30 protein-coding genes and 1 other annotated feature are annotated in these 26,551 nt (G+C 40.9%); of the genes, 28 read left to right on the top strand and 2 right to left on the bottom strand.

Annotation, left to right across the window (positions count from 1 at the left end):
* Window positions 1-56: 56 nt before the first annotated feature.
* Window positions 57-326 (top strand) — a binding site (T-box leader).
* A gap of 53 nt (window positions 327-379) precedes the next feature.
* The 6 genes from metG to LC091_RS01440 all read left to right on the top strand — a co-directional run bounded on the left by metG (window position 380) and on the right by LC091_RS01440 (window position 5,233).
* Window positions 380-2,011, top strand: a complete 1,632-nt coding sequence (gene metG / locus LC091_RS01465; protein ID WP_226679955.1) for a methionine--tRNA ligase — start codon at window positions 380-382, stop codon at window positions 2,009-2,011.
* 66 nt (window positions 2,012-2,077) lie between these two features.
* The gene (locus LC091_RS01460; RefSeq protein WP_226679954.1) at window positions 2,078-2,506 is read left to right on the top strand and encodes a hypothetical protein; all 429 of its coding nucleotides are present in this window, start codon (window positions 2,078-2,080) and stop codon (window positions 2,504-2,506) included.
* A gap of 210 nt (window positions 2,507-2,716) precedes the next feature.
* Window positions 2,717-2,983 (top strand): hypothetical protein, encoded by a 267-nt coding sequence (locus LC091_RS01455; RefSeq protein WP_226679953.1) that lies wholly within the window; start codon window positions 2,717-2,719, stop codon window positions 2,981-2,983.
* An 83-nt stretch (window positions 2,984-3,066) separates the two neighbouring features.
* The gene (locus tag LC091_RS01450) at window positions 3,067-3,471 is read left to right on the top strand and encodes a hypothetical protein (RefSeq protein WP_226679952.1); all 405 of its coding nucleotides are present in this window, start codon (window positions 3,067-3,069) and stop codon (window positions 3,469-3,471) included.
* Between the two features lie 529 nt (window positions 3,472-4,000).
* Window positions 4,001-4,414, top strand: coding sequence for an RrF2 family transcriptional regulator (locus LC091_RS01445; protein WP_226679951.1), 414 nt, complete (start codon window positions 4,001-4,003; stop codon window positions 4,412-4,414).
* 111 nt (window positions 4,415-4,525) lie between these two features.
* Window positions 4,526-5,233: a nitroreductase family protein gene (locus tag LC091_RS01440; RefSeq protein ID WP_226679950.1), complete on the top strand. Its 708-nt coding sequence runs from the start codon at window positions 4,526-4,528 to the stop codon at window positions 5,231-5,233.
* Window positions 5,234-5,282: 49 nt separating this feature from the next.
* Here the strand turns inward: LC091_RS01440 and LC091_RS01435 are convergent, their stop codons facing one another.
* Window positions 5,283-5,456: a hypothetical protein gene (locus tag LC091_RS01435; RefSeq protein WP_226679949.1), complete on the bottom strand. Its 174-nt coding sequence runs from the start codon at window positions 5,454-5,456 to the stop codon at window positions 5,283-5,285.
* A 38-nt stretch (window positions 5,457-5,494) separates the two neighbouring features.
* Entirely contained in the window at window positions 5,495-7,000 is a 1,506-nt protein-coding gene (locus LC091_RS01430; RefSeq protein WP_226680468.1) for a glycine betaine uptake BCCT transporter, read from the bottom strand.
* A gap of 152 nt (window positions 7,001-7,152) precedes the next feature.
* Between LC091_RS01430 and LC091_RS01425 the strand changes: the two genes are divergently transcribed.
* The 22 genes from LC091_RS01425 to recN all read left to right on the top strand — a co-directional run bounded on the left by LC091_RS01425 (window position 7,153) and on the right by recN (window position 26,379).
* Window positions 7,153-7,434 carry a YqhV family protein gene (locus LC091_RS01425; RefSeq protein ID WP_226679948.1) on the top strand — a complete coding sequence of 94 codons (282 nt, stop codon included), beginning with the start codon at window positions 7,153-7,155 and terminating at the stop codon, window positions 7,432-7,434.
* 77 nt (window positions 7,435-7,511) lie between these two features.
* Complete coding sequence (gene spoIIIAA / locus LC091_RS01420; RefSeq protein ID WP_226679947.1) at window positions 7,512-8,444, top strand: stage III sporulation protein AA; 933 nt, start codon at window positions 7,512-7,514, stop codon at window positions 8,442-8,444.
* The gene (spoIIIAB, locus tag LC091_RS01415; protein WP_226679946.1) at window positions 8,441-8,956 is read left to right on the top strand and encodes a stage III sporulation protein SpoIIIAB; all 516 of its coding nucleotides are present in this window, start codon (window positions 8,441-8,443) and stop codon (window positions 8,954-8,956) included. Before spoIIIAA ends, spoIIIAB begins: the two co-directional genes overlap by 4 nt.
* A 277-nt stretch (window positions 8,957-9,233) precedes the next feature.
* Window positions 9,234-9,437, top strand: a complete 204-nt coding sequence (gene spoIIIAC / locus LC091_RS01410) for a stage III sporulation protein AC (protein ID WP_010194848.1) — start codon at window positions 9,234-9,236, stop codon at window positions 9,435-9,437.
* A 16-nt stretch (window positions 9,438-9,453) separates the two neighbouring features.
* Window positions 9,454-9,843: a stage III sporulation protein AD gene (gene spoIIIAD, locus LC091_RS01405; protein ID WP_083800911.1), complete on the top strand. Its 390-nt coding sequence runs from the start codon at window positions 9,454-9,456 to the stop codon at window positions 9,841-9,843.
* Window positions 9,844-9,870: 27 nt separating this feature from the next.
* On the top strand, window positions 9,871-11,043 hold the full coding sequence (gene spoIIIAE / locus LC091_RS01400) for a stage III sporulation protein AE (protein ID WP_226679945.1): 1,173 nt from the start codon (window positions 9,871-9,873) through the stop codon (window positions 11,041-11,043).
* Window positions 11,044-11,055: 12 nt separating this feature from the next.
* A complete protein-coding gene (gene spoIIIAF / locus LC091_RS01395; RefSeq protein WP_226679944.1) occupies window positions 11,056-11,676 on the top strand; it encodes a stage III sporulation protein AF in 621 nt (206 codons plus the stop codon).
* 6 nt (window positions 11,677-11,682) lie between these two features.
* A complete protein-coding gene (gene spoIIIAG, locus LC091_RS01390; RefSeq protein ID WP_226679943.1) occupies window positions 11,683-12,351 on the top strand; it encodes a stage III sporulation protein AG in 669 nt (222 codons plus the stop codon).
* A gap of 3 nt (window positions 12,352-12,354) precedes the next feature.
* Window positions 12,355-13,008, top strand: coding sequence for a SpoIIIAH-like family protein (locus LC091_RS01385; protein WP_226679942.1), 654 nt, complete (start codon window positions 12,355-12,357; stop codon window positions 13,006-13,008).
* Between the two features lie 424 nt (window positions 13,009-13,432).
* On the top strand, window positions 13,433-13,933 hold the full coding sequence (accB, locus tag LC091_RS01380; protein ID WP_226679941.1) for an acetyl-CoA carboxylase biotin carboxyl carrier protein: 501 nt from the start codon (window positions 13,433-13,435) through the stop codon (window positions 13,931-13,933).
* A gap of 16 nt (window positions 13,934-13,949) precedes the next feature.
* The gene (gene accC / locus LC091_RS01375; protein ID WP_226679940.1) at window positions 13,950-15,302 is read left to right on the top strand and encodes an acetyl-CoA carboxylase biotin carboxylase subunit; all 1,353 of its coding nucleotides are present in this window, start codon (window positions 13,950-13,952) and stop codon (window positions 15,300-15,302) included.
* Window positions 15,303-15,323: 21 nt separating this feature from the next.
* On the top strand, window positions 15,324-15,728 hold the full coding sequence (locus LC091_RS01370) for an Asp23/Gls24 family envelope stress response protein (RefSeq protein ID WP_010194870.1): 405 nt from the start codon (window positions 15,324-15,326) through the stop codon (window positions 15,726-15,728).
* Between the two features lie 382 nt (window positions 15,729-16,110).
* On the top strand, window positions 16,111-16,512 hold the full coding sequence (nusB, locus tag LC091_RS01365) for a transcription antitermination factor NusB (protein WP_226679939.1): 402 nt from the start codon (window positions 16,111-16,113) through the stop codon (window positions 16,510-16,512).
* 27 nt (window positions 16,513-16,539) lie between these two features.
* The gene (gene folD, locus LC091_RS01360; protein ID WP_226679938.1) at window positions 16,540-17,415 is read left to right on the top strand and encodes a bifunctional methylenetetrahydrofolate dehydrogenase/methenyltetrahydrofolate cyclohydrolase FolD; all 876 of its coding nucleotides are present in this window, start codon (window positions 16,540-16,542) and stop codon (window positions 17,413-17,415) included.
* A gap of 84 nt (window positions 17,416-17,499) precedes the next feature.
* On the top strand, window positions 17,500-18,855 hold the full coding sequence (gene xseA / locus LC091_RS01355) for an exodeoxyribonuclease VII large subunit (protein WP_226679937.1): 1,356 nt from the start codon (window positions 17,500-17,502) through the stop codon (window positions 18,853-18,855).
* Window positions 18,848-19,084 carry an exodeoxyribonuclease VII small subunit gene (locus tag LC091_RS01350; protein WP_226679936.1) on the top strand — a complete coding sequence of 79 codons (237 nt, stop codon included), beginning with the start codon at window positions 18,848-18,850 and terminating at the stop codon, window positions 19,082-19,084. Before xseA ends, LC091_RS01350 begins: the two co-directional genes overlap by 8 nt.
* A 12-nt stretch (window positions 19,085-19,096) precedes the next feature.
* Window positions 19,097-19,981 (top strand): polyprenyl synthetase family protein, encoded by an 885-nt coding sequence (locus tag LC091_RS01345; protein WP_226680467.1) that lies wholly within the window; start codon window positions 19,097-19,099, stop codon window positions 19,979-19,981.
* A 769-nt stretch (window positions 19,982-20,750) separates the two neighbouring features.
* Complete coding sequence (locus tag LC091_RS01340; RefSeq protein WP_226679935.1) at window positions 20,751-21,350, top strand: hypothetical protein; 600 nt, start codon at window positions 20,751-20,753, stop codon at window positions 21,348-21,350.
* A 22-nt stretch (window positions 21,351-21,372) separates the two neighbouring features.
* On the top strand, window positions 21,373-23,265 hold the full coding sequence (gene dxs / locus LC091_RS01335; RefSeq protein WP_226679934.1) for a 1-deoxy-D-xylulose-5-phosphate synthase: 1,893 nt from the start codon (window positions 21,373-21,375) through the stop codon (window positions 23,263-23,265).
* Window positions 23,266-23,271: 6 nt separating this feature from the next.
* Window positions 23,272-24,108 carry a TlyA family RNA methyltransferase gene (locus LC091_RS01330; protein ID WP_226679933.1) on the top strand — a complete coding sequence of 279 codons (837 nt, stop codon included), beginning with the start codon at window positions 23,272-23,274 and terminating at the stop codon, window positions 24,106-24,108.
* A gap of 92 nt (window positions 24,109-24,200) precedes the next feature.
* Window positions 24,201-24,650 (top strand): transcriptional regulator AhrC/ArgR, encoded by a 450-nt coding sequence (gene ahrC / locus LC091_RS01325; protein WP_010194884.1) that lies wholly within the window; start codon window positions 24,201-24,203, stop codon window positions 24,648-24,650.
* Window positions 24,651-24,672: 22 nt separating this feature from the next.
* Window positions 24,673-26,379 (top strand): DNA repair protein RecN, encoded by a 1,707-nt coding sequence (gene recN, locus LC091_RS01320; protein WP_226679932.1) that lies wholly within the window; start codon window positions 24,673-24,675, stop codon window positions 26,377-26,379.
* The last annotated feature ends 172 nt before the right edge of the window (window positions 26,380-26,551 follow it).

Raw genomic sequence — 26,551 nt, 5'->3', positions numbered from 1 at the left:
CCGAAAATATCTTTTACAATTCCACCCAATGTGTCATAATAAGGAAAATATATGTATGAAACGCTATGATAAGGAAAGTAAATCAGCCTTCATTTTCTTACAGAGAGCTTCGGTAGCTGAAAAGAAGCAGAGAATAGTTGATTGAAAATGGCCTTTGAGCAGCAAAGTCGACTTTCTGAGTAAGAATTAGATTTTGACGAGATTTGGCACTCGTTACAAATGTCAGAGTATAAGAGTGATTTGGTTTCACTCCGTACTTATGGAGGCTAGTAATGTGAATTACTAGTAAATTAAGGTGGTAACACGAGATAAACCTCGTCCTTAGGCAATCAATTTGTCTATGGGCGAGGTTTTTTATTTGGATTAGGAGGATGAGAAAATGACTATTTTTATTGGAGGAGCTTGGCCTTATGCCAATGGTTCCTTACATTTGGGCCATGTTGCAGCATTATTACCAGGAGATATTTTAGCAAGGTATTACCGGCAAAAAGGAGAAAAGGTCTTATATGTTTCAGGAAGTGACTGTAACGGAACGCCGATTTCCATAAGAGCAAATAAGGAAGGTACCACAACAGAAGCGATAGCCAATCGTTATCATCAAGAATTTACAGAGTCGTTCAGAAAGCTAGGATTTACTTATGATTTTTATTCCCGAACAGACGCAGATCACCATCATAAATCCGTTCAGGAAATATTCTTAAAACTGCTAGAAAATGGCTACCTTTACAAAAAAACAATTGAGCAGGCCTATTGTGAGACAGATCAACAATTTCTTCCTGATCGTTTTGTTGAAGGGGTATGTCCGAACTGCGGCGCTAAAGCAAGAGGAGATCAATGCGATAATTGTTCTGCTATTCTAGATCCACTGGATTTATTAGAAAAGAGATGCAAGATATGTGGAAGCCAACCTTCTATTAAAGAAACAGAGCATTTTTATTTTTCCCTTAGTCAATTTCAGCAACGTTTGGAAGCTTTAGTGGAGGATGCTGAACAAGAAAATAGCTGGCGGGAAAATGCGATTAGCCTCACACAAAGATATCTAAATGATGGTGTGCCAGATCGCGCAGCGACACGTGATCTACCAAATGGAGTAAACGTTCCAATACCAGGATTTGAAGGGAAGAAAATATATGTCTGGATTGAAGCGGTGTCAGGCTACTTAACAGCAAGTAGAGAATGGGCAAAACAACAAAACGAAAAGATAGCAGACCTTTGGAATAAAGAAACCATTTCCTACTACATTCACGGCAAGGATAATATCCCCTTCCACACAATTATCTGGCCTTCCATTTTAATGGGTATTAATAATCTAGCACTACCAACACATATCATCTCCAATGAGTATTTAACACTCGAAAAACGGAAGATAGCGACAAGTCAAAACTGGGCAGTTTGGGTTCCAGATATGTTAGAAAGATATGATGCAGACTCTATCCGCTATTTTCTAACAATCAATGCCCCTGAAAATAGAGACACTGACTTCTCATGGCGAGAATTTATCTACAGTCATAATAGTGAATTGCTAGGCGCATATGGGAACTTTGTTAATCGAACATTGAAGTTTATCGAGAAATCTTACGCAGGAACAACGCCAATAGGGAAGATTGAATTAGAAATCAAGGGTAAGGTTGAGGTGCTTTATAAAGAAGTTGGCTCCTTAATTAGAGAGGGACAATTTAAAAAGTCATTAGAACAAATTTTTGAATTCGTGCGCTATGCCAATAAATATTTTGATGAGCAAAAGCCATGGATCCAAATTAACGAAGATAAGCCTTCCTGTGATAAAACGATGGCTAATTGTGTGTATATCATTGCAAACCTTACACAATTGTTAAACCCTTTCCTACCTATATCAAGTGACAAAGTTAAAGAGATGTTGGGGTTGAAAGAGCTTAGATGGGAAGAAATAGAAGTTTTAACTGTACATCTGGAAGAAATAAAACCACTTTTTGAAAGAATTGATGTAAAAAGAATTGATGAAGAATTAGAGAGGTTAAATGAGACATATTAATTTAAAAGAAGTTGAATAGTTTGATGTGTAATGCTGAATATTAAGCTAAAAACTAGGAGGAATTTAATGATTAAGAATCTAAGATTGATATGCCTAGTTATATTGGTTTTAATTTCAGGGGCTACTACTGCAAGTGCTGAAAATACAAATTTGTTTGGAAGACCAAAATCAATAACATTTAAAGGTGAAAATCAAAATTGGCTTGTTGTTCACCTGATGTATCTTGTTGGAACAGAGATAGAATATGAAACTAAAATTAGATACAAAGGTAATAATGAGCAATTAAAAAATCGCCCTTCTTTGTTCTACACATTCATTGATAAAGAAGAAAAATTGGGTGTAGGTGGAGTATTTTCACTGAAGGAATCAAATGTGTTTAAAATCGAAAGAAGGGTATGCGATGGATGTCAATACTTAGATAAGAAAAAGAAAATAACACTCATTATTGATGACTGGGAGGATTATGAAGAAAGGGTAGTTTTATATAGGCAATAAGTTCTTTGCTATCGGGTATTTACATTAAATAAATATATCTATAATATCGAGCGCTATCCCGTTAAATGGATCAGCGCTCTTTTAGTCTAAAAAAAAACTTATTGCAGGACTTTTCAGATTATAAAATAATTGGTATTAAGGAATAGGGCAGGATTGTAGAAAAAGAATTTGTTTTTTATGAAGTAGTATAAGAGGAGGTTAGGTGGAAAAATGGTTTGGATGTACATAGGAATAGCAATAATTTTATTAATAGGATCTTCACTAATAATTTTTGGATTTAAACTTACTAAAGAAAAGCATAAAAAAGAAGAATATATAGGCAATACTGCTGGTTGCAGTGCTGGAATAGTAGAAACAATCTTATTATTTTCCCTATCTTTTTTACTAAAGTCTGTTCCATATTGGTTAATGAAAGTTATTTTATTTTTAGTGGGTTCTATGTTAATAATTTTTGGAGTCTTTCTTCTTAGCAACTAAGTAAAGTGGAATAGTGAGTGAAGTCTGTTATTGAACAAACTATGACCTATAACTGTATAAGGTAAACACAAGGAGTGATGGAAATGAGTTTAGCCAGTTATATTGGCTGTAACGTAGAAATACCCATTAATGATGAAGATGATGATTTAGTTACAATAGGTAGTTGTTTTTCAGATGAAGAACACCGAATCAATGTACAGAAGTATCAATTCAAAACTCCTTATGTTTATGAGGTGTCAAGTGATTGGGGAATTGAAATTTCGGAATATATAAATCCTAAAAGGTGTGCTGAATCAAAAAAGAAGCTAATAGACCTATGTAAAATAATGGACAGTTATCTTAAAAATGGCGATTTTTTTGAGCTGTATAGTTGTTGGATAGGGGAGGAAACTGAAAAGCGAGAAGGCGAATTAACCCTGCAAATCAACAGCTTTGATATTGACCAAATTAAAATGCCAGAAAAAACGCTGGTGCGATTTGAAAAATGAAGTCTTCTTATTCAAGAAGGGAATGCGTTATATCAACAAAATAAAAGGCTGCTATTATAATTATCTTGATCTTCCGTAATCTAGAGCTATCCTTGAATAAAGGATAATTCTCTCTGGCAACAGTTAAAAGGTAAATACCGAAGAAAAGAAAGACTTCCATGAACAGGTATTATTTTTGTTCATGTCAAGATTAAACTTTATGATTTGGTTGGGGTGGGATAAATGAGTGTTTTTCTCTTTGTTATCGTTCACATTGTTATAGGATTAGCAATTATATATTGGTATGGAAAAATCCCTAAAGCACTTACTGTATTTGCATCTGTTTTTCTATCTATGAGCAGTATTTATTGGGCAACAGTCTATATAACTTTGTTGATAAATTAATTGAGCTGCAACTGAAGAACGGAATAATTAAACCACATTGCATTTCTAAAGGATTTCGTGCCCATTGTCACCTACCAACTACCTAAACACTTTGACTTTTTATGGGAGATGTTTCACAATAAAGGTTAGATGAAGAGGTGAAACAATGTCTGAAAAGGTAACAAGTACAAAGTGGTTCAGTGTGGCCATTCAGGCACTCGTGGTGCTTGCTAATAATGAAGGTCGATGTCCGAGCGGGGAATTAGCAGAGAAGCTTAATTCTAAATCTGTCTTTTTAAGAAAAATATTAAGGCATTTGGTTAAAACTGAATTAATCCAGGCAAAAGAAGGCCGGGACGGTGGGTATTTTCTAGTGAAAGATCCAAGCGAAATCAAATTGTCCGAAGTGTATGATGCCATGAAAGCAGAGACGTTTCCTAAAGGTTTTTTTAATGTAGAGAGCAAAGAATGTTTTGCTGCCACTACTCGCGAATCCCTTTGTACACTCCGTGATGAAATGGAAGGCTGGGTCGTAGCCGGTTTAGAACAAAAGACCATAGCTGATTTAATGAAAAAGTGAAACATAGCTGTTTCGCTTTTTTATTTTGGTTAAGATTAACTGTAGTTGACAAAGGAACAGTTAACACCATATACTGTTCTTGTAGAAAATACAGTTAAAGGGGAAATAAATATGTCTAAAAACACAATGAGTAAAGAAGAATATTTAAATAAAGTAAAAGAAATTGATACAACCAAAGAAGCGCCAAAGCAGTTGGAAGATACAGACTTTCTGACAGTCGCAAAAGAACGCCGTTCCGTAAGACAGTATGATCCTGAATTCAAAATGGATAAAAGTGAAATCCTGGAGATTTTAGAAACAGCTACGTTAGCACCTTCATCTAGCAATCTTCAACCATGGAGATTTCTAGTTATTGAGGACCAAAAGGAAAAAGAGCGTTTGTTGCCAATCGCCAATAATCAGCAACAAATCGTCGATGCTTCCGTTGTTATCGCTGTACTTGGAGACAGAGAAGCGTATAAAAATGCTGATCGTATCTATAGTGCAATCGCTGAAAAAGGAAGAATGCCAGAAGATGTGAAAGACATGTATGTGAACAGCATTCTAGATGGGTACGGTAACTTTTCTAAAGAACGTTTAGCGAAAATCGCTCACATTGATGGTGGACTTGTCGCTATGCAATTAATGCTGGCAGCAAAGGCTAAAGGCTATGATACCGTACCAATGGGCGGTTATGATGAGGCCCAATTCTTAAAAGCATTTAATGTTCCGGAAAACTATGAGGCTGTAATGTTGATTTCTCTCGGCAAAGGCTCTAAAGCAGGATTTGAGAAGACACGCCTTCCACTTGATGAAGTGGTAAGCTGGAATAAATATTAATAAGAAAGAGTGCGCAAATTCCGAGGAGAGTTTGCGCACTCTTTTCATTTTATTCATTGATTTGCTGTTGAACCCGTTGGATTTTCTGTTGAGCCTTTACAAGCTCGTCTATTGCAAAATAACAAGCTTCTGATTCTGGGGTGTTGGAGCTGACTTGTTTTAAATGATGATGTGCTTTATGAATAATATCTTGCGCTTCTTGTAATTCACTTTTAAAGTTCATAACTAATCGTCCCTTCCATCCAAATTAATTTTTCACGCTCAACGCTCCTTCGTCTTCTTCAAAGGAACCTTCCCCTTAATCTCCAATCGAAAGGCTTTGACAATTGCGAAGGCCATCATCAGCAAAACAAAGGTCAAAGGAAAAGCACTCACAATGATCGCGGTCTGCAGCCCTTCTAATCCCCCGGTATACATTAACACAACAGCAGAAGCAGATAGAATTAATCCCCATGTTAGTTTTACGAAAAATGGCGGATTTATATCTCCGTTGGTTGTTTGCATACCAAGTACAAACGTAGCTGAATCTGCACTTGTAATAAAGAAGGTCGCAATCAAGAGTATCGTGATAATAGATAAAACTGTCCCAAATGGCAGAAGTTTATAAACATAAAATAGTCCCGTTTCAAAGCTTTGGGCAGAAACTTGAGCACCTTCAAACAGTTCCATGTGAATTCCTGTCCCTCCAAAGACGCTGAACCAGAATGCGCATACGAGTGTTGGAACCAACAATACAGCAATGACAAACTCCCTAACAGTACGTCCTTTAGAAACCCTCGCAATGAAAGTACCGACAAAAGGTGACCAGGAAATCCACCAGGCCCAGTAGAAAATCGTCCACCCTTCAATCCATTCGGCATTTTCATTACTGAAAGGAGCAAGACGAAGCCCCATGCTCGGCAGATTCTGTATATAATCTCCAAGTGTTGTGGTAAATAAATTTAATAAGAAAGTTGTTGGTCCTATAAAAAGGACCGCAAATAATAGAAGTGTAGCAAGTATCATGTTGGTGTTACTTAAGTATTTGATTCCTTTGGAGAGGCCAGTCCCTGCTGAAACGATGAAAAGGACGGTCACAATTGCCATTATGATCAGCTGTATAGTGAAATTATTTGGAATGCCAAACAGATAGTTGAGTCCGCCGTTTATTTGTTGTGCACCTAACCCAAGTGATGCACAGACTCCGAAAACAGTGGCAAAGACGGCCACAATATCCACCGTTTTTCCGAAAGCTCCGTTTGTTTTCTCGCCCAATATAGGGTATAAAGTGGCGCTCATCAATCCAGGAGCGTCTTTTCTGAATTTGAAATACGCGATGGAAAGAGCGATAGTCGCATAGATGGCCCACGCATGAAATCCCCAGTGTAAGAAAGTGTAACGAAGACCTAATTTTGCAGAAGCCGCAGTTCCGCCTTCCCCAAGTGGAGGAGTGGCGAAGTGTGAGATGGGTTCTGCGACTCCGTAGAAAACAAGTCCAATACCCATCCCTGCGCTGAATAACATAGCAAACCAGGTCAAGGTTGAGTAATCCGGAAGATCTTTGTCTTTACCGAGCTTTATTTTGCCGTATTTGCTAAAGATGAGAAATAATGCAAATAAAAGAAAGAAAGTAGCCGCCAACTGATAAAACCAACCAAAAACATTTAGGATGAATGAGTTTGCCTGATCCATTCCTTTACTAAACGGTTCAGGAAAAATAACCCCGATCAATACAAACAAAGCAGCAACGATAACGGAAATCCAAAAAACTTTACCGATTCCTTTCATAACATCCACGCCTTTCCTATGTATTCCTTTCGCTAGCATTCCCTAATTTACTTCATTCCTTTCAAACTAAATTTACTTCTTCTTTCAAGCTCCTCTGCATAGGTTGTACAAGATGTTCTAATGTGCAGCTGCATGAGGGAGGACAAATTCTAATGAAAAAATTATTAAGCCACTTTGACTCGGCCGTTCTATCCATGGCAGGAATTCGAATCTTTTCGGGGTTATTAGAAATTACTGCGGCAATTATCATGCTTAGCTTAAATGATGTGAAAAAAGCGGTTGTGGTGAACTCGATGTTAGCGGTGGTAGGTCCTTTGATTTTTATTTCCACTATGATGATCGGCCTGATCAGTATGGCAGATGAAATTTCTTTCTCAAAAATGATTTATATCGCAATTGGTTTGGGCTTTATCTTATTTGGCATCTATAAGTGAGAAAATGCAATCCGTTGTTATATATTGTCCGAGCGCGCATACATTGTAAGTAATAATAGGACAAGAAGGGGATATGTATGCTTGCGAGTATTTCAACCGTGTTGCCACCGGACATAACCGGTGTTATTGATACACTTTCACCACCGTTACTCGAGAGGATGGAAGAAATACGAGTTCGGGTAAATCGCCCCCTAGAATTGATGATAGATGGGAGTCCCTATTTTCCATCGTATATAGTGACGGCAACAGATGCGATTCACATTTTAAACAAAATAAGCAAGCATTCCATTTATGCACTGGAAGAGGAACTCAAACGAGGATATATCACCATAACCGGTGGACATCGAGTTGGACTAGCTGGAAAAGTGATCACAGAACAGGGAAAAGTGAAGGCGATCCGGGACGTTTCCTCCTTTAACATCAGAATTGCCAAACAGAAAATTGGAGTTGCTACACCACTAATTCCTTATATGTACGAAAAAGGCAGATGGCTTAGCACGATGGTCATTGGTCCGCCACAAACAGGTAAGACAACGCTATTAAGAGATCTCGCGAGGGTTATGAGCTCCGGTTGTGAAGAAAAGCGAGTTGCCTCATGCAAGGTAGGGATTGTGGATGAACGCTCTGAAATCGCTGGTTGTGTACACGGTATACCTCAGCACGATTTAGGACAAAGGGTAGATGTGCTCGACAGCTGTCCAAAGGCAGAAGGTATGATGATGATGATCCGTTCCATGAGCCCAGATGTCATTGTTGTGGATGAGATTGGAAGAATGGAAGACAGCGAGGCGGTGATGGAAGCGGTTAATGCTGGGGTAGGGCTTCTTATGTCGGTACATGCTTTTTCGTTTGATGAGCTTAAAAGCAGACCAAGTCTTCGAGAAATCTTATCGTACCGGGCAGTTAAACGGTTCGTGGAACTGACAAGATCGAATGGACCGGGCTCCATCAAGAGAATCGTAAATGAAATGGGAGAGGAGATCTACCGGGAAGAGGGTGTGAGAAGATGATCAAACTTATAGGTGCAGTCTTAATACTAGTGGCCACTTCCTGGGCAGGGTTTGAAGCGGCAAGACACCTGACAGAAAGGCCAAGGCAATTACGACAACTAAAAGTAGCCTTACAATCGCTTGAAGCTGAAATCATGTATGGTCACACGCCCCTTGCAGATGCCACCAAAAACATCTCCAAGCAATTGGAAAAACCACTCTCATGGTTTTTTGAAAGCTTTGCAAATAAATTGGAAAAAGCTAGCCTGACAGTGAAAGAAGCCTGGCAAGAAAGTTTAGATGATGTCTGGAAAAACACCGCCTATAAAACAGCAGAACTCGAAATAATGAAACAATTCGGTGAAACACTCGGCCAGCATGACCGCTACACCCAACAAAAACATATCCAACTGGCATTAACTCACTTAGAACGTGAAGAACTAGAAGCCCGCGACAAACAAAACCGCTACGAACGAATGGTAAAAAGCTTAGGAGTCCTATCAGGCTTACTGCTGGTGATTTTGCTGATTTAGCTTAGTAGAAGTAAGAAGATTATTGATTGTTTCTGGCTGTGGATTGGAGCAAATGACGAAGACTCCAGCGGGGGAGTAGCGACATTGTTGAGACCCCGCAGGCTTGCCGAAGAGGCTCAAAGTCGCCCCGCGGAAAGCGAAGTCATTTGCGGAAAGGAACAGCGGTGTAAACGAAATAAGTTGATTGTAGTGAAAGCGAGCCGCTGCAACGGAAATCAACGGCTAAACTTAAAAAGAAATACCCAAAAGCAAACCGGAAAAAATAGGAGGAGCGTCCATGGGCATTGAAGTAGACGTAATATTCAAAATCGCCGGCATCGGCATCGTCGTAGCCTTCCTGCACACCGTCTTAAAACAACTCGGCAAAGAAGAATACGCACACTGGGTAACCCTACTCGGATTCATCTACATTCTATTTATGGTAGCAAGCATCGTCGACGATCTATTCAAAAGAATCAAATCCGTATTCCTGTTCCAATGATAAGGGGTGTTGACCAATCGAGATTCTCCAAATAGTAGGTCTTGGCTTAATCGCCACCTTTCTTGCATTAGTCGTAAAAGAGCAAAAACCGACATTTGCCTTCATGCTAGTCGTATTTGTCGGTTGTGCTATTTTCTTATTTTTAGTAGAGCAAATATTTGATGTCATCAGGATGCTAGAGAGGATCGCCATTAACGCCAATGTAAATTTAATCTATGTAGAAACTATTCTCAAGATTGTTGGAATCGCCTATATCGCAGAATTCGGTGCTCAAATCACGAAAGACGCTGGGCAAGGTGCAATCGCATCCAAGATCGAATTGGCCGGGAAAATATTAATACTCGCGATGGCCATTCCCATCTTGACCGTTATCATCGAAACCATCATCAATCTCATTCCTTCTTAAAATGAAAAAGCAGAGGGGAGCAATCCTATGAAATTCATTCTCGCAATCATTGCAGCCTTGTTAATCCTACTGTTCCTTCCATTTGAAATAGTACAAGCCTCACCCTCTTCGCCGTCAGAACTAGTAACAGATCAAATAGAAGGAATTGATGTAGAAGAAATCAAGGTGTACTGGGAAGAAGTAATGGAGGAGTATGGCGGGTTTTTGCCAGAAAGCCAAAAAGGGTCATTCATGGAATTTGTAAAAGGGGACAAGTCCTTCTCATTGGAAGAATGGTCAAAAGGTTTCCTGAAATACTTATTTCATGAACTGCTAGCAAATGGAAAACTATTAGGTAGTCTTATCTTACTTACCATCTTCAGCATGTTCCTACAAACGCTTCAAAATGCCTTCGAGCAAAAAACAGTCAGTAAAGTGGCCTATAGTGTCGTGTTTATGGTTTTAATTATCATCGCCCTTAACAGTTTTCATATCGTTATCTCATACACACTTGAAGCAATTACCGCTATGACAGGGTTCATCATTGCCTTGGTTCCACTGCTCATCGCGCTCATCGCATCTTCAGGTGGGTTAGTTTCAGCAGCTTTTTTCCACCCCATAATTTTGTTTTTAATGAACACAAGCGGTCTGCTCATCCAATATGTCGTACTTCCGCTATTGTTTCTTTCGGCCATCTTAAGCATTGTCAGTACGCTAAGCGAACATTACAAGGTAACACAACTTGCTGCATTACTTCGAAACGTAAGCATCGGAATTCTAGGAATCTACTTAACGGTATTCCTTGGTGTTATCTCCGTTCAAGGTGCAACCGCAGCGGTGACAGATGGGATTGCCATTCGTACCGCCAAGTTTGTAACAGGAAATTTTATTCCTGTTATCGGCAGAATGTTTACAGATGCCACCGATACCGTGATTACAGCATCTGTGTTATTAAAAAATACAGTCGGGATCCTGGGTGTGGCCACATTGATTTTACTTGCTGCATTCCCGGCAGTGAAAATTCTTTCCATTGCAATTATCTATAAACTTGCCGCGGCTCTGCTTCAACCTCTGGGAGGCGGTACCGTCATAAAATGTCTGGATATTATCAGCAAAAGCATCATTTATATTTTTGCTGCCTTGGCTATTGTCTCCTTTATGTTCTTTTTAAGCATCACGGTCATCATTGCAGCAGGAAATATAACCGTGATGGTCAGGTAAGGGGGAGAGTTAATGAGTTACCTAACAGAATGGATCACCAGTATCATCTTATTTATTCTTTTAGCAACCGTAGTCGAGATGTTACTTCCGAATTCTTCCATGCAAAAATACACAAAACTAGTGATTGGCCTTCTGCTGATTGTCGTCATCCTAACCCCTATCTTGAAGCTTCTTTCCACAGATATGGATGAACTTTTTGCCAAAATGACCACGCATTCTTCCTACACTTCAAAAGAAAACACAGAAAATTTAATAGAAATGAAGAAAAAAGAAATACAAGCCTCTCATGCTGCATACATTTTAAATAAAGCGGCTGTCCTAATGAAAGAAGATGTGGAGGAGGAGTTGAGAGAAAGCTATGGTTTAACAGTGAAAGACTTACAGATTGTCGTGAAAAATGAGGACCAGCTTACCGAAATGCCAATAGAAGAAAATATAGAGTCCGTTGTGATTCTACTCGAGCAAGCTGAAGAGACAGCCATTCAAGTTGTAAAACCTGTTCAAATTGACACCTCCAGACAAAAGGAACCAGCTCCTTCCTCGAGAGAAGAAGGGAAAATAGCAACTTTCCTAGCAGATCGATGGCAACTACAACCAACCAATATTTCAGTAGCAGTCGAAGGGGGGGATTAGTACAAGGTGGAAAAGAAAAACCAAGCATTCATTCCATGGCTAAAATCTCTGCTTACCAATCAGTCAAAAGATAAAAAAGCAAAATACCAATACATGACGGTCATACTCGTCCTTGGGGTAGGATTCATTTTATTCGGAAATCTGTTCTTTGGAGAAGACAGTGCAACTTCTCCAGGTGGCGGCGTCCTGCCAGCCATGAAGCAGCAAGAACCGGAAGATGAACCGGTATTTGGACAAAGTGATGATGCCAACGCACCTTCTACTATCTCTGATTACGAGGCAAGCTTTGAGAATCAGTTGAGAGATGCACTTGAGGCCATCACCGGCGTTAATGACGTATCAGTCGTCGTTAACGTGGATGCTTCCGAGCAAAAAGTCTTTCAGAAAAACGTCACCACCTCCCAGCAAAACACGGTCGAAACAGACCAGCAAGGTGGAAAACGTGATGTCACTGATACCTCAAAAGACGAACAAGTCCTCGTCATCAGGAAGAATGAACAAGAAATTCCAGTCGTAACCGAAACTAAGAAACCGGTCATACGCGGAGTTCTGATTGTAGCAAAGGGCGCTGAAAATATACATGTAAAACAAATGATTTTGGACGCTGTCACAAAAGTGCTCGACGTCCCACAGCACAAAGTAGCAGTACTTCCAAAAAAATCTGAGGGGGAATAATCCATGTTATTAAAAAAACAAACCGTTTGGTTACTAACTATGTTAAGTCTCGTATTTGTCTTATCCGCTTACTACTTTATTGGTGATCAACAAGCCGGCGAACAACTGGCAAATGACGCCACAGAACAACCAGCAGCCACTGAAACCGCTGAAAACCACGGCGGGGAAGAAGGCGAAGCAGCTGGAACTGATGGCGAAGAAGGCACTGAAGGCGCAGAGGGCGTTGAAGGAGAAGAAGCGACAGAGGAAGATGGAAGTGCTGTAGTAAAATACATCTCTTCAGACGAGACATTAGCAGAAATGCGCTATGAACTGGAAAACCTTCGCAGCGTACACCGTGCAGAACTAAAAGAAATGATGGCAAGCACAGATCTACCAGCAGAAGAAATCTCCAAAGCAGTTGACCAATACAACGAACTTGCCCAAATCTCTGAAAAAGAACTAATCCTAGAATCCACAATCCGTTCCCACAAGGACGTAGATGATGCACTAGTTCGCGTAACAGATGGCAAGATCAGAATTACAGTCAAAACAGCAGCACACTCGCCACAAATGGCAAACGACATCTACCACATGGTACGCCAAGAATTCAAAGACGTACGTAACGAAGACATCGCATTCGACTTCCCACCAGCAACAGAAGAAGGCGACGAATAAAAGATGATAGCAAAGGCCGAAGCCCTGGGAAATGTGGGGCTTCGGTTTTTGGGTTTTTATATTTGTTGGTTTTAGTTAAAAGCATTTAGCAAATTAATCTTTTGAACTTTTGATAAAAAGTTGTTTCTCCACTAGACAGTATTTCCCCAACACTCCCCCTATCCACCGCACCAAAAATCCCCTATAATAATAACTAAAGCGTTTTCATCATCCCGTAATGCAACACGAAGCCTAAATTCACACAACCACCCAAACTTAGCACTAGGTAATAATATCTATTACTATTTTTAGTTGAATTTCAGGAGCTTGTATCGTATGATGAATATGAACTATTTTGTTAAAATGTACATAGCAACACCTAGGCAACTACACGCAACATCAATGCAGCAACTAATCATCAAAAGGACCGAGGAGTGAACGAAATATGTTAAAGATCCAAGAAATCAGAGAAATTATTAAGTTGATTGACCAATCCAATATAGATGAATTCACGTATGAGAATGAAGGTTCCAAAATTAAAATGAAGAAGCATGCGGAGCAAACTGTCGTGAGCACGCAACAAGTAGCTGCACAAGCGGCACCACAACAACAGGCACAAGCACCACAAGCGCCTGCTCAGCAAGCTCAAACACCAGCTGCAGAAACTAAACAAGAAACAGCGGCACCTAAACAGGAAGACGCGAACCTACATAAAATCACTTCCCCGATGGTTGGGACGTTCTATGCTTCTCCATCACCGGATCAAGCGGCGTATGTCCAAGAAGGCGATAAAGTTGGAGAAAACTCTGTCGTTTGTATCGTGGAAGCAATGAAACTGTTCAATGAGATTGAAGCAGAAGTCAAAGGCGAAATTGTCGAGGTTCTGGTTGATAATGGCCAATTAGTAGAATATGGTCAACCTTTATTCCTTGTAAAAACAGTATAAGGAGGGGGCGACACTCATGATAAAAAAAGTATTGATTGCCAATAGAGGAGAAATTGCAGTACGTATTATTCGTGCATGTAAAGAAATGAATATTGAGACAGTGGCTGTTTATTCGGAAGCGGATAAAGAATCCCTTCATGTGCAGTTGGCGGACGAAGCATATTGTGTCGGACCAAAAACATCTAAAGACAGCTACCTTAACTTTACTAACATCATTAGCGTAGCAAAACTTACAGCGTCTGATGCTATTCATCCAGGATACGGATTCCTTGCGGAGAACTCGGACTTTGCTGAGCTTTGTAGAGAGTGTAACATTACATTTATAGGACCAAGTCCGGAAGCAATAAGTAAGATGGGGACGAAAGATGTGGCGCGTGAAACGATGCGTAAAGCGGGTGTGCCAATTGTTCCTGGTTCTCAAGGTATCATCGAAAACATCAATGACGGTATCACCATTGCTAACGACATCGGTTATCCTGTTATCATTAAAGCAACAGCAGGCGGAGGCGGAAAAGGTATCCGTGTTGCGAGAAATGAAGAGGAACTGAAAAAGGGTATTTCCATTACACAGCAAGAAGCGGCAACTGCTTTCGGTAATCCTGGCGTGTATCTTGAAAAATTCATCGAAGACTTCCGTCACGTTGAAATTCAAGTAATGGCAGATGGTCATGGTAATACGATTCACCTTGGTGAGCGTGATTGTTCCATCCAACGCCGTCTACAAAAGCTTGTGGAAGAAACGCCTTCACCTGTATTGGATGAAGAAATTCGCGCTCAAATGGGTGAAGCGGCAGTAAAAGCTGCTGAAGCAGTGGACTATATGGGTGCAGGTACGATAGAATTTATTTATGACTATCAAAATAGAAAATTCTACTTCATGGAAATGAACACCCGTATCCAAGTAGAGCATCCTGTTACGGAAATGGTGACAGGCGTGGATCTAATCAAGGAAATGATTCGGGTTGCATCTGGAGAAACATTATCTCTTAAGCAAGAAGATGTCGTTTTCAACGGCTGGTCGATTGAGTGCCGTATTAATGCTGAAAATCCAGAAAAGAACTTTATGCCTTCCCCTGGAAAGATTGAAATGTACCTTCCGCCAGGTGGTCTTGGTGTTCGAGTGGATTCGGCAGTTTACCCTGGCTACAGCATACCGCCATATTATGATTCCATGGTGGCAAAGCTAATCACTTATGGAGCAACGCGTGAAGAAGCTGTCTCACGAATGAAACGTGCGTTAAGCGAATTTATTATTGAAGGCGTTCATACTACGATTCCTTTCCATCTGAAACTAATGGATCACGAAAAGTTCAAAGATGGGGACTTTAATACGAAATTTCTTGAGAAATATGATGTCATGAATTCTTAACTATATTTAGGAGGGTTAATTATGAGCGAAAGAAACTTATTGGAAATGGAAAACAACAATTCACTTGGAAAAGTTGAAATTGCTCCTGAAGTAATTGAAGTAATTGCTGGTATTGCTGCTTCCGAAGTGGAAGGCGTTATGTCGATGCGCGGTAACTTTGCTGCTGGTGTGGTAGAGAGACTTGGGAAAAAGAATCACGGTAAAGGTGTAAAAGTCGACCTTTCTGAAGAAGGCATTAAAGTGGATGTGTTTTGTGTGATGCAGTTCGGTATTTCCATTCCGACAGTTGCACAAAAAGTACAAGACAATATCCGTCAAGCACTGTTGAATATGACAGCACTGGAAATTACAGAAGTAAATATCCATGTGGTCGGAGTGCAGTTTGAAGCACAAAAAAATGAAGTAGAAGTAGAACAAGAAATTTAATAAGACCTCACCTTGTAGGCACTCTCATTAGAAGGGTGTCTACAATTTTTTTTGCTTACGAAAAGTACAATCCCAAGTTTCCCTTGTGTTCCCCCACATAATTAGGTACAATTTTAGTCGCTACTTTTAACTAGGCTTTCTTAAAAAGTATAGTAGCGTATTATCTCGGTAAAGATGAAACTGACATATTTAAATAGAAGAATGACACCTTTCTAGCTCCCCCAGAGCAAATGATGAAAACGGTTAATTCCGAACATTTAATGAAGGTAGAATCATTTTGTATGTGATTTAGCAAAAAAAACGAATGAAAAACATGTGTTTTTTGATAAAAATGTGCTATTATCTTTTTATACTAGTATAGGCACGATAAGGAGATCGAACAATGAAACGTAGTGAATCAAGAGAAAAGGCGCTTCAAGCCATTTTTCAAATGGATTTAAGTGATATTGCGCCTGATGAAGCAATTGCAAACGTATTAGAAGAAGGAGAAAAGCCGGCAGATTTCTTAAGCAGTATCGTGTTTGGAACGAAAGAGCATCAGGAGGAAATCGATTCCACGCTGAAATCCCACTTGGAAAAATGGTCTCTAGACCGTTTAGGAACAGTGGACCGTACCATTCTTCGCATGACTGTTTTTGAAATGATGTTTGTTGAAGAGATTCCGGTTAATGTCAGCATGAATGAAGCAATTGAACTTGCTAAAACTTTTGGTGATGACAAATCAAGCGGATTTATTAACGCAGTCCTTTCTAAAGTAAAGACTACCATTGAAAATAATGCATAAGTAGTAGCATAAAAGGGGGAGCTATTCATGTCAGCAGTTATAGTATCAGGTAAAGATCTTGCATTCGAGAAAAGAGCTTTAATTAAAGAGAAGGTTTCTGAGTTACATACGGAAAAAAATATCCAACCAAGCTTGGCTGTTATTTTGGTAGGACAAGATCCTGCTTCACAATCCTATGTAAGAGCGAAAGAGAAAGCATGCGCCGAAGCTGGAATTAAAAGTATTTTGGAAGAGTACCCAAGTTCTATTTCGCAAGAAGAATTATTGGATAGAATCACTCATTTTAATGACGATGCTTCCGTGCACGGCATTCTGGTGCAGTTACCTTTGCCTGGTCATATCGATGAACTGGCTGTTATTGAACATATTTCTCCAAATAAAGATGTAGACGGGTTTCACCCTGTAAATATTGGTAGAATGATGATTGATCAAAAATCATTCCTACCTTGTACTCCTTATGGGATTGTTGAAATGATTAAATCCCTTGATGTTTCTATTTCCGGTAAGCACGTGGTGGTAATCGGAAGAAGTAATATTGTAGGAAAGCCGGTCGGGCAATTACTTCTAAAAGAGGATGCCACGGTTACCTATTGTCATTCCCGTACGAAGGATTTGGCCTCCATTACCAAACAGGCCGATATATTGATTGCTGCAGTTGGGCGTGCAAAACTAATTGGGCCTGAATATGTGAAAGAAGGCGCAATTGTGATTGATGTCGGTGTCAACAGACTTGAGACAGGAAAACTGTGTGGGGATGTGGACTTTGAGTCGGTGAAAAAAAAAGCGAGCTTTATCACACCTGTTCCTGGAGGGGTCGGTCCGATGACGATTACGATGTTGTTGCACAATACGCTACAATCAGCACAAAATCAGGCAAGTGAAAACAAGACGTTTTCCAGTTAATATGGTATCTTAGAAGATGGATGGGACTTAAGGTTCTTCCGTCTTTTTTTCGTATGACCATGCTTCAAAAAGGAGTTAACTATTATGAGTGAACGCAGATACTTAACGGTTACTGCTCTAACGAAATACATAAAAAGAAAATTTGATGTGGACCCTCATTTGCAAGATGTGTGGCTGAAAGGGGAGATATCCAATTTCAAGCAACATAGCAGAGGACATATGTACTTTACCCTCAAAGACCAAAACGCACGACTCCAGGTGGTTATGTTTGCCGGTCAAAACCGAAACCTTGCCTTCAAACCACAAGAAGGAATGAAGGTCCTTGTTCGTGGAGAAGTAACCGTCTATGAAGCAAACGGATCCTATCAGATGTACATAAAAGAAATGCAACCTGATGGTGTCGGCAGTCTGTTTTTAGCCTATGAGGAACTAAAAAAGAAACTTTCCCAGGAAGGTTTGTTTTCACCAGAATACAAAAAAACATTGCCTAAATATCCGCGTGCTGTAGGGGTAATCACCTCTCCAACAGGAGCGGCGGTCAGGGATATCATCACCACCTTGAAGAGAAGATATCCACTAACAAAAATAATTGTTATTCCCGCTTTGGTGCAAGGGGTGAATGCTGCACCTTCCATTGTGAAGGCTATTCAAACCGCCAATAAAATGTCTGATCTTGATGTGCTTATCGTGGGCCGTGGCGGAGGTTCCATCGAAGAGTTATGGGCCTTTAACGAAGAAGTCGTAGCTAGAGAAATTTTTGCTTCTAAGCTGCCGATCATTTCAGCAGTTGGTCATGAAACGGACTTTACGATAGCGGACTTTGTAGCGGATATGCGCGCACCGACACCTACTGCTGCGGCCGAATTGGCTGTTCCGCATATCAACGAACTGATGGAGCGCCTTTCAGACCGTAAATTCCGGCTGCACAGAGCTTCTAATAAATTGATGCAACATTACAAGGACAGGTTGACGGCTTTGCAGAAATCGTATGCGTTCAGGTTCCCGAAAAATCTTTATGCACAAAAGCAGCAGGATCTTGATCGGACTATGGATGATCTTGAGGCGGCCATGAAAAGAATGGTGGAACGTAAGCATGTAAAATGGGAGCAACTCGCTGGGTTACTTGCAAGAAACCACCCGAAAAAGCAATGGGAAGCAGAAAAGCTTACACTAGATCAGCAAACAAAATTGCTTACGAAGCAAATGCAGCAGGTATTACAAAAGAAACAATGGGAATTCCAACATAAACTATCCAAGATGGATGCATTAAGTCCTCTTAAAATTATGAACAGAGGATATAGCCTAGCTTACCAAGAAGATGGTACCATCATTAAAAATGTGAGACAGGCAGAAAAAGGAGATACCATTCAAGTTCATCTTCAAGATGGCCGGTTAGAATGTGAAGTACAAAATGTAAAGGAGCGAAACGGGAATGACTGAAAAAAAGGACGTTACTTTTGAAGAAGCAATGAAAGATTTGGAAAACATTGTGGAAAAGCTTGAAGAAGGAGATGTGCCATTAGAAGAAGCCATTTCTTTTTACAAAGAAGGAATGAAATTGTCCAAGCTTTGTCATGACAAGCTTTCTAATGTGGAGGCAGAAATGGAACAGATTTTAAAAGAAAATGGCGAATTGGAGTCATTCCAAGTACAGGAGGATGAAGCTTAATTGTCACAGGTGATGGATTTACAAACTTTTATGAAAGATAGAAAGAAGTTGGTGGAGGACGCACTTTTTTCTTATATGAATGTTGTGGAAGCACCGGAAGTTTTACTTGAATCCATGAATTATTCCTTGAAGGCAGGCGGGAAAAGACTTCGGCCTTTGTTAGTACTTGCTACGTTGAAGTCTTTTGGGAAACCTGAAGAACTCGGAATGCCGGTAGCTTGTGCCGTAGAGATGATACACACCTATTCTTTAGTGCACGATGATCTGCCGAGTATGGATGATGACGACTTCAGACGCGGAAAGCCGACTAATCATAAGGTGTTCGGTGAAGCGATGGCAATTTTGGCTGGTGATGCCCTGCTCACGCATAGCTTTGAGGTCATGGAAGATCTATTGAATCTAGACGTCAAGCCAATAAAAGTTGTCACTCTGATGAAGGAGCTAGCCAAAGCTGCAGGGCCAACAGGAATGGTCGGAGGACAAGTAGCGGATATGGAGGGAGAAGGTGCACAACTCTCACTTCAAGACCTTGAATATATACATAGAAATAAAACAGGGAAGCTTCTCGGATTTAGTATTGTGGCAGGTGCCATACTGGGAGATGCAACAGAAGAACAGATTTCTAAGTTGGATCAGTTTGCCGACCACCTCGGTCTTGCCTTCCAAATCAGGGATGACATTCTGGATATTGAAGGGGATGCCGCTAAAATTGGCAAGCCGGTAGGGTCTGATACCCTAAACGAAAAAACGACCTATCCTTCTCTTTTAACTATGAATGGCGCGAAAGAAAAGTTGGAATATCATATTAAAGAGGCAAAGCAAATTTTAGAGGAAATCCCATTAGAGTCGGATCTTTTGGAGCAACTTTGCGATTTAATTGCCAAAAGAGACCATTAATCGACAAAAGTAGCAGTCAAAATTGAGCATTTCCTCTTTTTGTGGTATAGTGTATGGTACAAATGAGTGGTGCAGTATTCTAGTCAGTCCACCTTATCTGAAGGCGGGCCTAAAAATCCGCTAAAGGGCACATCGATGAAGTTCCTTGTGTCGGCTTGAGGCGCCCAGCCTTGGGTTGATGCTGGGAGTTAAGGTAGTAGGGCGATCCACAATGGCATGTGGGCGAAGACCCTACTTCCGTGGAGGCCCATTCTCACCCTTGTTTTTCCCCTAGGGGAGCAAGTGGTGAAATGGTGATAAACCTGCTATATGTCTAACTGGGTTAGGCATATACAGCGTAGCCTGCCTTGAGTGGAGTCGGAGGGGATTATGGTATGGGATCTATTCACTAGGCCGGTGAATCTATCTATGTATTCCATATGAAATCCGTTCTGCAAAAGAGGCTAAGATCTGGTTAAGGGCTGTAGAGGAAAACTCCTAGACTGTTCTGACATTAAGACATGTATTGGGGATTATAGTGCGGACTAAGTGGTAATCCAGTCTAGTCGCTGGCGACACGGCTAAGGCAGGTTTAAAGGGAAACCGCCAGTATGGCGACATCTGGTACTTGCTTGGGAAAACCTACTGGACCTAAGCCGCAGTTTTTACTCAATGCATGACCACTTATACATAATAAACGATTGAAGTTTGGTGGATTAAATAATATTGTCTATAATAAAATGTAAGATAACTACAAAAGCTTACTTATATAGAGTTGGGATTTTATACTATGGTTAATAAATGGAAAGATGCAATAAATTGGAGTTTAGCTATCGCCGTTATCACACTCGTGTTAGCGGCTATTTTTTCAATCGTTTCCACCTATCTGCTCTCAGGAGTAACATGGGCAGTAGGAATGGTCATTGTCTTTATCATCGTCTTTATCGGGATTTTTTTCGATATGCTTGGTATTGCATCCACAGCAGCAGATGAAAAACCGTTCCATGCCATGGCAGCAGAAAGGGTAAACGGTTCCAAGCAAGCTATTCAAATTGTCAGGAATGCAGATAGGTTTGCAAGTTTCTGTAATGACGTTATCGGCGATATTTCTGGAATTATTAGTGGTACCGCATCTGCGATAGTAGTGATATCGTTTACCCTGTCAGTAGGGCAAACAGAGGACTCTTTGTTCCACTATATTGTGGCTGTTGTCTTCACAAGTGTTGTGGCGGCTGTTACAGTTGGTGGAAAGGCTTTCGGAAAATCGATGGCGATTCGGTATTCCACGCCTATCCTGTTTCAAGTAGGAAGACTGTTTTATATACTAGAAGACAAATTTAACATTGCAGTGTTAAAGGAAAACAAAAAGCGTAAAAATAAGCGAAATTAGCAAGGAAAGAGAGTGGTCCCTTTTGGATCTTACAAAGATTAAAAATCCGCAATTTTTAAAGAAAATGTCTATAGATGAATTGGAGAGCCTTAGTGAGGATATCAGACGTTTTCTGATTGAGCAACTCTCCACATCAGGCGGCCATATCGGGCCAAACCTTGGGGTGGTCGAACTTACTGTTGCCTTGCACAAAGTATTTGACAGTCCTAAAGACAAGTTTTTATGGGATGTTGGACACCAGGCCTACGTTCATAAAATCTTAACAGGTAGAGCATGTGATTTTGATACGTTGCGTAAATATAAAGGTCTCTGTGGGTTTCCGAAAAGGAATGAGAGCGAGCATGACGCATGGGAGACTGGACACTCTTCCACCTCTCTTTCCGGAGCGATGGGTATGGCGGCTGCTAGAGACATTAAAGGAACAGATGAGTATGTTATTCCGATCATCGGTGACGGAGCTTTGACTGGCGGGATGGCCCTAGAAGCTTTAAATCACATCGGCCACGAAAAGAAAGACATGATTGTTATTTTAAATGATAATGAAATGTCCATTGCGCCGAATGTTGGTGCCTTGCACAGTGCGCTAGGAAGAATGCGCACAGCTGGTAAATACAATTGGGTAAAAGACGAACTGGAAGTGCTTCTTAAGAAAATACCTGCAGTTGGCGGGAAACTGGCGTCAACGGCTGAGCGCATCAAAGACAGTTTGAAATACCTTGTTGTCAGCGGTATGTTTTTTGAAGAACTTGGTTTTACCTATTTAGGTCCAATTGATGGACATAACTACAACGATTTAATTGAAAATCTTAAATATGCTAAGAAGACAGAAGGACCTGTCTTGATCCATGTGGTCACGAAAAAAGGAAAAGGCTATGAGCCGGCTGAACTGGACACAATCGGTACTTGGCACGGAACAGGTCCGTATAAAATTGAAACGGGTGACTTCCTAAAGCCTGTTGGCGGACCACCGGCGTGGAGTAGTGTAATCAGTGAAACTGTTCGAAGACTTGCGCGTGAAGACGAGCGCATTGTAGCCTTGACACCTGCAATGCCTGTAGGATCTAAGCTTGAAGGATTTGCAAAAGAATTTCCAGATCGAATGTTCGATGTTGGAATCGCAGAGCAGCATGCTGTCACGATGGCAGCCGGACTTGCAACACAAGGAATGAAACCATTCCTGGCTATTTATTCTACCTTCCTGCAAAGAGGGTACGACCAAGTCGTGCATGATGTCTGCCGTCAAAACTTGAATGTGTTCTTTGGAATTGACCGTTCCGGCTTGGTTGGGGAAGATGGCGAAACGCACCAAGGTGTTTTTGATATCGCCTTCCTAAGACATTTACCTAACATGGTCCTGATGATGCCAAAAGACGAGAACGAAGGACAACATATGGTCTATACGGCTAATAAGTATGATGATGGCCCGATTGCACTTCGCTATCCGCGTGGTAACGGTCTGGGTGTCAAAATGGACGAGGAATTAAAAGAAATTCCAATTGGATCGTGGGAAGTGTTGAAAGAAGGAACAGACGCTGTCATCCTGACATTCGGAACGACAATTGGAATGGCGCTTGAAGCTGCTGATTACTTGAAAAAAGAAAATCTGTCCGTAAAAGTGGTCAATGCAAGGTTCATTAAACCGATGGATGAGGCGTTATTACATGACCTCTTCAAATCAGGTATACCTTTTGTAACGATTGAAGAAGCAGTCCTTCAAGGTGGGTTCGGCAGTGCGGTTGTTGAATTTGCAAGCGATAATGGGTACACGAACCGTGTGGTAAGAATGGGAATTCCGGATCGCTTCATTGAACATGGAAGTGTGAAGGAGCTGCTACAGGAAATAGATTTAACAACAGAAAAAGTCGTGGAAAATGTTAAATTGATTGCAGCTAGAAGAAAACAAAAAAGGGCTTAAGGATATATGGCGAAAAAAGAAAGAGTAGATGTCCTTTTAGTGGAGCGCGGCCTTGTGGAAACACGCGAGAAAGCAAAGCGCTCCATTATGGCTGGACTTGTATATTCAAATGAACAACGGCTGGACAAGCCAGGTGAAAAAGTAGCATTGGATGCCCCTTTGACTGTAAAAGGGAATGTGATGCCATATGTAAGCCGAGGCGGTTTAAAACTTGAAAAAGCGCTTAAAGTCTTTGACTTAGATGTGAAGGATAAGATATTACTTGATATTGGAGCTTCTACTGGCGGGTTCACGGATTGCGCTCTCCAAAATGGTGCAAAGCTTAGCTACGCACTTGATGTAGGGTACAATCAACTTGCATGGAAACTCCGTCAAGATGAACGGGTTGTCGTGATGGAGCGAACCAATTTCAGATACGTTACACCTGTTGATTTAAATGAAGGCATGCCGGATTTTGCTAGCATTGATGTATCATTTATCTCACTGAAATTAATTTTACCTGTCTTAAAGACCTTGCTTGTATCAGGCAGCAACGTAGTGGCGCTTGTTAAGCCTCAGTTTGAGGCAGGAAGAGAGCAAGTAGGCAAGAAAGGTATTGTCCGCGAACCGAAGATACACGAAGCGGTGATGGATAAGATTATTGACTTCAGCTTGAAGGAAGGGTATGACGTGATGAATGCCTCTTACTCTCCTATTAAGGGAGGAGAGGGAAACATTGAATTCCTCCTTCATTTGCAATGGAATGGGCATACAGAAGATACCGCAGAAAATAATCTCGAAACTTCCATATCCGCTCTAGTTGCAGATGCGCACCTACAATTGAAGGTCGAAAAAGGGGAATAACTATTACGATGGTTGTTCCTTTTTTCTTTTACATATTGAAAGGTTTCCATTAACATAGAGCTAGGTTATATAGATTATTAAGGGGTGCCAACATGACAAAGGGCCAAAGACACATAAAGATTAGAGAATTAATAACAAACAGCGAAATCGAAACACAAGACGAGCTTGTCGATCGTCTGAAAAGCTTAGGTTTTAATGTAACCCAAGCAACGGTTTCAAGGGACATTAAAGAGCTTCACCTCGTAAAAGTTCCGCTATTAGACGGTAGATATAAATACAGCCTTCCAGCAGATCAACGCTTTAATCCTCTGCAAAAACTTAAACGCTCTTTGATGGATGCGTTTGTGAAAATAGACATCGCAGGCCATATGATTGTGATGAAAACGATGCCGGGTAATGCAAATGCCATCGGTGTTTTAATTGATAATCTAGATTGGTCAGAAATTCTCGGAACTATTTGCGGTGACGATACATGTTTAATCATTTGCCGTACACCGGAGGATGCAAAAGAGTTATCCGACCGCTTTATTAATATGCTATAAAATCACGCGAGGATGTGATGGTATGATTGCTGAGTTAACGATTAAGAATTTTGCTATTATTGAATCCCTTTCTGTTTCTTTTGACAAAGGGTTAACAGTTCTAACCGGGGAGACTGGAGCGGGTAAATCCATTATCATTGATGCCATCCACTTGCTGGCAGGTGGACGGGGATCACATGAATTTGTCCGTTTCGGAGAAAAACGAGCGGAATTGGAGGGCTTGTTCCTTCTTGAAGATGAGAAACATCCAGCTTATAAAGTTTGTCAGGAGCTTGGTATTGATATTGAAGACGAAATGGTTGTTTTGAGACGAGAAATCCATGCTACAGGCAAAAGTGTTTGTCGCGTTAATGGAAAGCTTGTCACCATTGCCCTCTTAAGGGAAGTCGGTCAGACATTGGTGGACATACACGGACAGCATGAACACCAGGAACTGATGGACCCTGATTTACATCTCTCGCTTTTAGACCAGTTTGGCGGAGTGGCTGTTCAAAAGGAACTTCAAGAGTATAGAAATATTTATACTTCTTTTAAGGATGTAGAAAAAAGGCTGCTAGAACTCACGGAAAATGAACAAAAGGTTGCACATCGCCTTGATTTATTGCAGTTCCAAGCAGAAGAAATCAGTAATGCGCAATTAACCGTGAATGAAGAAGATGAACTTCTCGAGGAACGGAACAAAATCAGTAACTATGAGCGCCTTTATCAATCGCTCAACAACTGTTACCATGCGATGCACGGGGAACAAAAGGGACTTGATTGGGTCGGACAAGCCATGTCTGAATCGGAAGGTCTCGAAGAAATCGATAAAAACCTTAGAGATGTTCATGAAATCATTTCCAATTCTTATTATCAATTAGAAGAACTATCTTATCGTATTAGAGACGAAATAGATCAGCTTGAGTTTGATCCAAACCGACTTGATTTTATAGAGGGCAGATTAAATGAAATTAAACAGCTGAAGCGCAAGTATGGCACTACGGTTGCTGAAGTGTTGGAATATGCTTCGAAAATAGAAGAAGAGCTCGAGACCCTGCAAAACCGGGATTCGCATATCCACCAGCTGCAGGAGTCATTAGAGTCGCTCAAACAAGATCTTGCACTTGAAGCAAAATCACTTACAGATGCACGAAGAAAAGCGTCTGAGAAACTAATGAAGAGCATCCATAAAGAGCTTAAAGACCTGTACTTAGAAAAAGCAATCTTTGATGTGAATATGGATGTGAAAAAAGAAAAGGCATCAGGTGATGTTGTGTTTGGGAAGAACGGCGTGGATGTTGTGGAGTTTTACCTTACAACAAACCCAGGGGAACCATTGAAGCCAATGGCTAAAGTAGCATCTGGTGGAGAGCTTTCTAGGATTATGCTTGCTTTGAAGAGTATCTTCTCCAGACACCAAGGCATCACATCCATCATTTTTGACGAGGTCGATACAGGAGTCAGCGGCAGGGTGGCGCAGGCTATCGCTGAGAAGATTTATCAGGTTTCGATTGATTCGCAGGTGCTTTGTATCTCCCACTTACCGCAAGTTGCTGCCATGTCAGACACCCATCTATTCATCAGTAAGGAAGTATCCGCTGAGCGCACGAAAACGAAGGTGCGAGGACTGGATCAAGATGAAAAGGTCCGTGAGATCGGGCGGATGATTTCTGGTGTGGAGATTACTTCGTTGACGAAGGAGCATGCACGAGAGTTGTTGGAGATTGCGGGGAGTATTAAGCAGGGGTAATGGATTAGAGTGATTGGCCGTTCGCATATTGAGTGTGGACGGCTTTTTTGGGTCCTCATCGTTATGAAGACTTGAGTGACGAAGAAAAAGGAGGAGAGAGGTCCTCATCGCTACTATGAAGACATCAGTGACGAGTAATCAGTAGGAGAGACGTCCTCATCGCGGTTATGAA

The organism is Sutcliffiella horikoshii, assembly GCF_020524325.1.
In the GTDB taxonomy this organism is placed as follows: domain Bacteria; phylum Bacillota; class Bacilli; order Bacillales; family Bacillaceae_I; genus Sutcliffiella_A; species Sutcliffiella_A horikoshii_D.
Note: the sequence above shows the minus strand (reverse complement) of the source record. Positions and strands in the feature narration are given on the sequence as shown.